This window comes from Acidisoma cellulosilyticum, from assembly GCF_020621385.1.
Lineage (GTDB): Bacteria > Pseudomonadota > Alphaproteobacteria > Acetobacterales > Acetobacteraceae > Acidisoma > Acidisoma cellulosilyticum.
The window spans coordinates 160,919-168,624 of record NZ_JAESVA010000010.1 but is presented as its reverse complement, the minus strand read 5'-3'; the positions used below and the strand labels follow the sequence as shown (position 1 = coordinate 168,624).

General features: G+C 62.0%; 11 protein-coding genes. 3 read left to right on the top strand and 8 right to left on the bottom strand.

Translation table 11 applies throughout. The annotated features are described in order from the left end of the window. The 3 genes from ACELLULO517_RS22710 to ACELLULO517_RS22700 form a co-directional block, all read left to right on the top strand. On the top strand, positions 1–247 hold a 247-nt coding region (locus ACELLULO517_RS22710), incomplete at its 5' end, for a hypothetical protein (RefSeq protein ID WP_227309725.1). Between the two features lie 200 nt (positions 248–447). Next, complete coding sequence (locus tag ACELLULO517_RS22705) at positions 448–693, top strand: type II toxin-antitoxin system ParD family antitoxin (RefSeq protein ID WP_227309724.1); 246 nt, start codon at positions 448–450, stop codon at positions 691–693. Next, positions 680–1,000 carry a type II toxin-antitoxin system RelE/ParE family toxin gene (locus tag ACELLULO517_RS22700; RefSeq protein ID WP_227309723.1) on the top strand — a complete coding sequence of 107 codons (321 nt, stop codon included), beginning with the start codon at positions 680–682 and terminating at the stop codon, positions 998–1,000. Before ACELLULO517_RS22705 ends, ACELLULO517_RS22700 begins: the two co-directional genes overlap by 14 nt. Before the next feature lie 87 nt (positions 1,001–1,087). Here the strand turns inward: ACELLULO517_RS22700 and ACELLULO517_RS22695 are convergent, their stop codons facing one another. The 8 genes from ACELLULO517_RS22695 to ACELLULO517_RS22660 form a co-directional block, all read right to left on the bottom strand. After that, a complete protein-coding gene (locus ACELLULO517_RS22695; RefSeq protein ID WP_227309722.1) occupies positions 1,088–1,642 on the bottom strand; it encodes a hypothetical protein in 555 nt (184 codons plus the stop codon). A gap of 83 nt (positions 1,643–1,725) precedes the next feature. Next, positions 1,726–2,433 carry a hypothetical protein gene (locus ACELLULO517_RS22690; RefSeq protein WP_227309721.1) on the bottom strand — a complete coding sequence of 236 codons (708 nt, stop codon included), beginning with the start codon at positions 2,431–2,433 and terminating at the stop codon, positions 1,726–1,728. A gap of 89 nt (positions 2,434–2,522) precedes the next feature. Next, positions 2,523–2,894: a type II toxin-antitoxin system VapC family toxin gene (locus ACELLULO517_RS22685; RefSeq protein ID WP_227309720.1), complete on the bottom strand. Its 372-nt coding sequence runs from the start codon at positions 2,892–2,894 to the stop codon at positions 2,523–2,525. Continuing rightward, a complete protein-coding gene (locus ACELLULO517_RS22680; RefSeq protein WP_227309719.1) occupies positions 2,891–3,121 on the bottom strand; it encodes a type II toxin-antitoxin system VapB family antitoxin in 231 nt (76 codons plus the stop codon). Before ACELLULO517_RS22680 ends, ACELLULO517_RS22685 begins: the two co-directional genes overlap by 4 nt. A 40-nt stretch (positions 3,122–3,161) precedes the next feature. Further along, positions 3,162–6,275, bottom strand: a complete 3,114-nt coding sequence (gene mobF, locus ACELLULO517_RS22675; protein ID WP_227309718.1) for a MobF family relaxase — start codon at positions 6,273–6,275, stop codon at positions 3,162–3,164. Further along, positions 6,272–6,622, bottom strand: coding sequence for a hypothetical protein (locus tag ACELLULO517_RS22670; RefSeq protein WP_227309717.1), 351 nt, complete (start codon positions 6,620–6,622; stop codon positions 6,272–6,274). The genes mobF and ACELLULO517_RS22670 overlap by 4 nt, the downstream gene beginning before the upstream one ends. Next, a complete protein-coding gene (locus ACELLULO517_RS22665) occupies positions 6,612–7,304 on the bottom strand; it encodes a hypothetical protein (protein ID WP_227309716.1) in 693 nt (230 codons plus the stop codon). The genes ACELLULO517_RS22670 and ACELLULO517_RS22665 overlap by 11 nt, the downstream gene beginning before the upstream one ends. Positions 7,305–7,324: 20 nt before the next feature. Continuing rightward, positions 7,325–7,690, bottom strand: coding sequence for a hypothetical protein (locus ACELLULO517_RS22660; protein WP_227309715.1), 366 nt, complete (start codon positions 7,688–7,690; stop codon positions 7,325–7,327). Between the last annotated feature and the right edge of the window lie 16 nt (positions 7,691–7,706).

Sequence of the window (7,706 nt, the reverse complement as noted above, 5' to 3'; positions counted from 1 at the left end):
GCCGCACATCCGGCGCACCGGTCCCGCGGAAATGCTGGCCGAGAACACCTCACTCGATGTCCAGGGTCTCTGCTACGCCCTGAAGGGCATCGAGGTCTGGTGGAACAAGGTGCAGATCCTCGGTCGCAGTTCGTTCGCCCGGGATGAGGGGTTTTCCGCTCACCAGCTCGAAAAGGCTGTTCTGGAAGGCGCCGGGCTGGCGGACAGATATCTCGGCTTGCTGAAATATCTTGCGGAGGCCGAGTAGGACGCGGTTCGCACACGAATACGACAGACAAAACGGAGCTTCCACTTTCCCAGGAGCAAGCCCTGCGCCTTGTGATCTCCAGCTTTCTCAAAAGCGTCATCACAACCCTCGGCTCGATGGGCCGTTGATGGCAATCTTTGTCATTTTGTTTGACAATTCGTGCCAATCGATGATAGGGTCCCTTGAGAAGGAGAATCCTGATGGCGACGATGAACGTATCGCTGCCCGAGGTCATGAAGGCTTGGGTCGAGCGCCAGGCCGAAGGCGGACTCTATGGCAACGCGAGCGATTACATTCGCGACCTGATCCGCAAGGATCAACAGCGGAAGGACGCGATCGCCGCCCTGCAAGCGGCCGTCACAGAGGGTTTGGAAAGCGGCGCCCCGCTCCCTTTCGATTCTGCCGCATTCAAGCTCCGAATGCGGGAGCGTCATGTCGTCCGGTGATGCCGGACCCTATCGCCTCGCGCCGCGTGCGCTCGACGATCTCGATGACATCTGGAGGTTCTCCGCCGAAACCTGGTCGATCGAGCAGGCCGATCGCTACATCGATGAACTGGAGCGGGTCTTTGAAATGATCGCGGCCATGCCGACGCTGGCGCGGGAGCGCAGCGAGTTTACGCCCCCCGTGCGTATTCATGTGCATGAGAGCCACCTGATCATTTACACGATCGCGGCGGGCTACATCGCCATCTTGCGCCTGCTAGGCGGCCGGCAGGACTGGGTTTCCGTCCTGAAGGCGGCGGATCTGTGACGCGACGGCTAGATGAAGCGAATGTCATCCTGCGGGAAACCCCGGCTCCAGGACGACCAAGCCGCTGATGGCATGACGGCCCATTCCTCAGCGCGGCCGCGCTCGGACGAAATGCGCCGCGGGCTGCCCGAGCCATACAAGGAGCAACATGACGCGCGGGAAGCCGATCAGCGGCCCTGTAGCAAGATTGGTTAGCATGGATGTGGTGAAGCCGGGCAGCTCGGCCGACAATTGTGCCCAGCTAAGCCCTCGGGCATGGCGCTGCACTTCCAAGGCGGTGTGCAGCGCCTGGGTGTCGAAGCGCAGCACTTGGCCAGGACCTGACTCCGGCAGGGGCGTCTCAGGGAATATTACGGGGCCGGTCAGAAAGCTCTCCGGCGTCCGGCCCAACCAGGCAAGCGCCTGTAGCACCACAGCGCTGGTCACGGACCGTTTTGCCTTCATCTCGCGCAGGGTCGCGTGATGGATTGGGATGGAATCCGTACCTTCAAAGGGTCGATTGATCTCCACCGCTAAATCGGCCCAGCTCAATCCCCTGGATTGCCGCGCTGCATCGAGTGCTGCATGGAAGGCGCCCATGTCGAAGCGGAGCGGGCGAGACGAGGTTTTAAGGGCTGCTTCAAGCGTTGGGTTTTGTGCCATGGTTGAGCCGATCAGAGCCTCGCAAATTTTGCCAGATCGCAGTGGGCGAAGAAAGTCTTCAGGCCTAGTTGCCTCGTGAATCGTTAAAGTTTGCCTTCCGAGGACAGTCGATTGCGGGCTGCCTCGAACGTATCTGGTTTAGCTGGCAGGGCAAACTCAGTCGCAGGTATCGCTTTGAAATCGACTGATTGTAGCTGCGCGCTTCCAAAAAACAGCACGGCGCTGAGCGGCGAACCACGTTTGAGAACGCTGAGCATGTTCCTGAAGGTCTGTTGTCCATTCACCATCGCGACGTTTGTCATCGACAGCTTGAAAACGCGAACCATCGCCGCACCAATTGGTGCAAGCGTTGGATCGCTGCTCATGACCGCCCATGACTCCGGTGACAGAAGATCACCAGAGCCCACTTGCATGTCAAAAGCGGCTCCGGTTCGTCCGTTGACGGTCGCTAAGCCCTTTTCTGGAAAGCTCAGCACATTATCCGCCTGTTGCTCCTGCGCCCTGGTCGCCGGATCGATTTTCTCAAGCAAAAGGCGGTTCATATCTTCGGCACGAATCACGCCGATTCCGGATGGGCCAGTGTCGAGGAAATAATATTGCCCGTTTCGGATGATGAAGGCCGAACTCTGCTTGGCAGTCTTGCCATACAAATCCCCCCTAACATCACCATTCGAGGCAATCTCCAATCTGACTGTGGCCGCTGAATTTGGCGGTGCATATTTTGCTGTGATGTCGGCAAACGCGGGTTTGGCCAGGGCCAAACTCAGGAGTATTGCAACGGCAGCTCTCATCAACTTCCTCATTTCCTGACTCATCTTGAGAGAGCACTAGGCGTTCCCGAAAACCTCATAGCGAAATGGACGGCTCTGCCAAGACCTGCTCAATGGTCTATATTGGCGTCCAGACCCAGGCGGGACGCCGCGATCCTCAATCTCTTGTCGCGCGTCCAAAGCAGCGCGCCCGCGTTGAGGGAGGTTCCCGCCAGTAGGTGCGCATCGACATAGCCGATCCCGATCCCGAAGAGCATGTGCCGGTCTACGAATGCTTGGACCTCCTCATCAGTAGCGGCCAATGATCGCGGCAACCCCCGGAGCGCTCCCAAAACAGCCTCCCGTTGCCTGAGATTGCCAAGCGACAGTTCGCCGATCACGAAAGGGTGGGCCAACACCTGTCGCCTTCCCAGGAGTTCGGAAAGAGCAGGATCATTGAGACTGAGGTGGTCGATCCAGACTGAGCTATCAACCAGGATCATGCAGGATCGGTTTGCCGGCGTGGAACCGCGGCGAGCGCGGGCTCAGTGCCACCAAGCCGCGCTAAGCGAGAGGCGCTTTCCCGCTCGATCAGGGCCTTGAGCGCCTCTCTGATCAACGACGATTTTTCGGTCAAGCCCGTGTAGGCTTGGGCTTTCGCGACGAGATCGTCATCGAGAGCTATGGTTGTGCGCATGATCGGCCTCCATTCGGGCACGAGATATAGCATCAAACGATGCCCTGAACAGTGCCGGTAGTGACCTTGATGTTTATAACGAAGCGGTCGGCGACGAGCGGGTCCGTTCCTGCGGCAGAATTGGCTCCATCCGCTCTGCCGCAGCACGCGCCTCGGCACGGAGCCTCGCCAGATGTGCGGCGGCCTCTGCGCCCTTAGCAGTGTCGCGGGACAGGTTCGAAATGGCGGCAATAGCCGAATCCAGCGCTGAGAGATGCCTGCCCAAGGTGTCATTGACGGCGGCCGCGCGCAGGCGGCTAAAGGCTTTCTTCCCGGCCGCCGGGTCCGCTTGTACGGCGGCTTCCAGGGTTTGGTGGGTCTTCATAAAGGCGTCGATTGCCGACTCCCGGTCGTGCATCGCTTCAGCCAGGAGGTCGATGCCGAGCGCCTTATAGGGCTTCTCGGACATGTCCTCGGCCGCCCGCTTCCAGAGCTTTTCCTTGGTGATCGGTGTGATATCGCCCATGGCCTGGCGGTGCCGCTCCGCTTCGAGCAGCGCGCCCTCCGAGATCACGGTCCAGGTCGTGCCTCGGCTCCGGCTTTCAGCGACGTAAGTCGTGAAGGCCGTTACGCCGGCGGTGCCACGGGGCAGGGCGTTGATGTGCTCGTCCGAGGTCAGGCCCTGCGCCGCGTCGATCGTCAGGGCGTGCCCGAAACCCAGCAGAAGACGGCCGGTCTTCTCATCCCGCAACCGCCGCCACTCGATATCGGCGATCTCGCCGCGCTTGTTCCGAACCCGGAGATGTGTCGCGTCCTGGCCCAGCACCTCGAGTACGTCGCCATTGTTCCCAACATCACGGCCCTGACCGTTGACGTGCCCCCAGATGCGCCGGAACAGGCGCACCCGGTCGCCGGTTGCGATCGACAGATCATATTGCTGGTTGCGGAGGTCTATGGCCGGATAGGACTTTTCGTTCCCCCCAATCTCTCCGCGTCTCTTCAGCCGCTCACGGATTGCCTGACTGATCTCGGCCACGTCGTCATTGGTGGGCGCGCTGATCGTAACCCCGCGCTTGGACCGGGATGCCAGGAGGTGATCGCGGCGCGCGATGTACAGATCCGCGATGCGAGCCACCACCTGGTCACGGTCGCCACCAACCATCATCGCGTGACCATCGGCCCGCTTCATGTCGAGGGCGAGCTGGGCGCTACCTTCACGAAAGAGCCCTGCAATCTCCCGCCCGCGGCGCGTCGATTGCCGCATCGTCGTCATCAGGCCCGGTAGCGCTTCTGGCGGCAACACACGCCGCAGCAACTCGATACTGTCACCGGCTTCGATGGCTTGGGCCTGATCCCGGTCGCCCAGCATCTTGATCGTCATGCCTGTCTTGGCTTGCAGCTCGAACAGCTTCAGGAGCGAGCGGGGACCGATCTGGCTGGCTTCGTCCAGCACCAGGACCGTGTTGCGGGACGGCTGGAACCTGCCGCTTTCGATCTCGGCGAGTAGGCTGGCGATGGCATAGGTCTTGTCGATGCCGGCGTCCTGCAGGGCGTCCGCTTGCCGCCAAGCCATCGCTGCTCCGATGACTTCCCGGCCACCGGCATTGAACCGACGATCGGCCTTCCAGGCATCGACAAGTGGCTCGAGCAGTGTCGTTTTGCCGGCGCCGGCCACGCCCGTCAGCATCGTCAGTGCCCCGCCCTCGGCGAAGGCATAGATCGCGGCTCGTTGCTCGTGCGTGAAGGTCAAGCCACTTCGAGCGATAGCCGCGCCGATCTTCTCGATCGACAGGGCGGCGGTCTTATCGCGCGCGGCCTGCGTCGCGAGATCTCCCAATTTTTCTTCGATGCGGACCTGCGCGGAATTCGTCACTCGCACTTTGTCCCGACTGTGACCGACAATCAGCGCGACATGCTCGCCCTTCAACTGGATGCCGCGCTCCTCGATCAGCTCGACAATGCGCGCAATATCGCTCGGACCCCCTTGGGCGCCCAGCCCGATAAGACCGCGCGCCGCATACATGCCGAGCTTGTCGTAATCGATGACGGCGGCGGTATGGAATTCCTCGGCAAGTTCCTTGGCGGCGAAGCGGTAAGCCCGTTCAAAACGGTCCTCCTGGCTCAGCTCCGCATGCTCAACCTTGTCGAGGACGGAGGCGTGCTTCCAGCCGAGCTTCTCCGCCTGTTCACGCCAGATACGCTCCTGATCGACCTGCATCTTACCCAGGCGGCCCTCGGCGCTGGCCTCCTCCATGATGTCGAGCTTCTTCTCGGCCGACATCTCTTCCCAATCGAGACCCTGCTCCTTGGCAAAGGCCTTCGCCTTGCGGAGGATCTGATTGTCGCGCTTGCTGAAGGCTTCCTTGGCGGACTCGGGGATCGCCGTGATGGCGACCGCCTGGCGATCGGCACCCACCGCTATATCGATGCCGAGCCGCTTAAGCTCCTCGGCCAGGTAGACCTGGAAATAGGCCCCGATGGTTTTGACTTTGGCGTCGGTTAAGACGCGGGTGTCGAGCGAACCGACGCGCCCCTCCGCGGTCACGACAACGTTCATGAGAAAGTTGTGAATGTGGTCATGAGGGTCGCCCGCGACCGGCGCGTCGAAAAGGTAGGTCTCGCCGCCGGGACCATCCTGAACCTGCATGGTCGGCCGTGCGGTGTGATGCCTAAAGCTGATCCAACCGACGGCACCCGGATCTGCGCCATCTTCACCGCCATGTCCCTTGCGCGCCCAGCCGATTTCGGAGGCCAGAAACCGCATGGCCCTGTCTGCGGCGCGGTCGGTCGCATTGCGGATCATGGCCCGCTCCGCATCTGTTGGCGCGAAGGCAGCGGCAAGCGAAACCGATTTGTCAGGGCTGAAGACGATATCGAAGCCCGATAACTTGCGCTTCTGCGCCGACCAATCCGCGCCGTCATCCGCGCGGCGCCCCTCAAACAGCCGGGCCATCTCTTTATCCCGGGGTGGTCGCTTAGCGTCGATGCCAACGGCTTCCGCCAGGAGTTTCGGCATGTCCGGCCGCCACATCGCCCGACCGTCCTGGCCGGTGTAATAGGCGGTCATCCGCCCGCCCGTTTCGAGATCGCGTCCAGCGGGATCGACACCAGCCGCAGCCTCGGCCGTTTCCTCGGGCTTGTTCTCCGTGAAATACCGCAAGATCAGCAGTCCCTTCGACGCGGCGCTGATCTTTCGGAAGTTCATCATGCCGGTGCGGCCCCGTTTGCAGAGCCATTGCCATTGACGTGCGACGATCCGCCATCATGGGAGGGATCGTCATCCAGGCGCTCCAGCACGGCCTCGATATCGGATTGCACCTGACGGATCGCGAGGAGAATATCGCGCTGCTGCGCGATGAGCGCGGCAAGCAGATCTTCTAGTTTAGGCCCGTCATCATCAGCCTTCGGCAGCAGCAAGCGAACGAGGGTGCGGAGGAGTTCGAGCTGTTCGCGCGATTCTTCCCGCAACACGGCGATGTCTTCGGTAAAATGCCCTGAAGGCGGTGCCTCTGCCCCTGTCTTGCCGGGTTCGCTGCCGGTGCGGTCAGTTGACATAGTGGCTCGGCACCCAAACCCAGCCGATACCGCTCTTGAACACGAACTGCCCTTGTTCGACAGAGCGCGTCTCAACCGGCCGCAGCGCGGTCTCAGGTGGCTCCCAGTGATATTCCCAGCTTCCCTCCTGCCAGTGACCGGGCAGCAGCGCCTTGGTGACCATGGGCACGGGGAGGGGTGCCGGAGGCACGGCAGTCGCTACGACGACCGATAAAGGGGCGGGATGTGCCTCGGCCACTACGGGTGGCGCCGGCTGCTGGATGGATTCCTGCGCCGCCCCGATCGCCATGCTGATCGCCGTCAGCCCGGTCTGGCGGTCGCGCCGCCTTACGGCGTCACGCGCCAGCCGGACCTGGGCAAGGGCCTGCCCGCCCGGTGTGACGGTGCTGCGGATGGGCTGGGCACCTGCGTTCAACAGCCGGGTCTCCGCCGCTTCGAGGTCTTCTGCCGCCTGCCGATAGCGGCGGCCGGCAACAGCCGTCTCGGCCGCCTCCAGAGGGGGCACCGCGGTCGCATAATTTGAAGCGGTGATCGCCGGCATCATTGGCAATGACGTTCCAACGCGTGGCGGTGGCAACGGCGTCGCCTGGACCGACCCCTGGAGATTGACGGGCTGGGCGCAGGCGGCGCTGCCTCCGATACAGATCAAAGCTCCGGCCAACATCAAAAGTCTTGCACGCATAACGATCTCCTTTCACGAACTCATGGTCGGTGCGGCCGTTTTGGGCGGTGCAGCATCAACTGACCAAGGCTCGGTTCCTGCGCGAGTAACCACTCCTGGGCATCCCCGCGAGAGGCGAAGGCATGTTCCGGAAGAGGTAGCTCCAGCGTGCGGCAAACGGCATGGATTTGCAGAATCTGGTCGGCTGTCGGCTGGTCCTGTTCCAGCATCATCTTCGATTCACGGCGCCATTCCAGCGTGAGCGCCTTGAGGTAGGGAATGCGCTCGGCTGGAACCATGACCGTGATCCGGACGATCCCGGCCGCTGCCTGCCGTCCGCGATAGACTTCATTTTCCTGGGCACGCCGCGCCGGCGGTCTTGCCGCTTCGGGTTTGCGCTTCGTCACGCTGATCCCCCTTTCG

Coding starts and splice junctions, on each gene's coding strand:
- ACELLULO517_RS22705 (WP_227309724.1), top strand. CDS start 448: ATGGCGACGATGAACGTATCGCTGCCCGAGGTCATGAAGGCTTGGGTC.
- ACELLULO517_RS22700 (WP_227309723.1), top strand. CDS start 680: ATGTCGTCCGGTGATGCCGGACCCTATCGCCTCGCGCCGCGTGCGCTC.
- ACELLULO517_RS22695 (WP_227309722.1), bottom strand. CDS start 1,642: ATGGCACAAAACCCAACGCTTGAAGCAGCCCTTAAAACCTCGTCTCGC.
- ACELLULO517_RS22690 (WP_227309721.1), bottom strand. CDS start 2,433: ATGAGAGCTGCCGTTGCAATACTCCTGAGTTTGGCCCTGGCCAAACCC.
- ACELLULO517_RS22685 (WP_227309720.1), bottom strand. CDS start 2,894: ATGATCCTGGTTGATAGCTCAGTCTGGATCGACCACCTCAGTCTCAAT.
- ACELLULO517_RS22680 (WP_227309719.1), bottom strand. CDS start 3,121: ATGCTATATCTCGTGCCCGAATGGAGGCCGATCATGCGCACAACCATA.
- mobF (WP_227309718.1), bottom strand. CDS start 6,275: ATGATGAACTTCCGAAAGATCAGCGCCGCGTCGAAGGGACTGCTGATC.
- ACELLULO517_RS22670 (WP_227309717.1), bottom strand. CDS start 6,622: ATGTCAACTGACCGCACCGGCAGCGAACCCGGCAAGACAGGGGCAGAG.
- ACELLULO517_RS22665 (WP_227309716.1), bottom strand. CDS start 7,304: ATGCGTGCAAGACTTTTGATGTTGGCCGGAGCTTTGATCTGTATCGGA.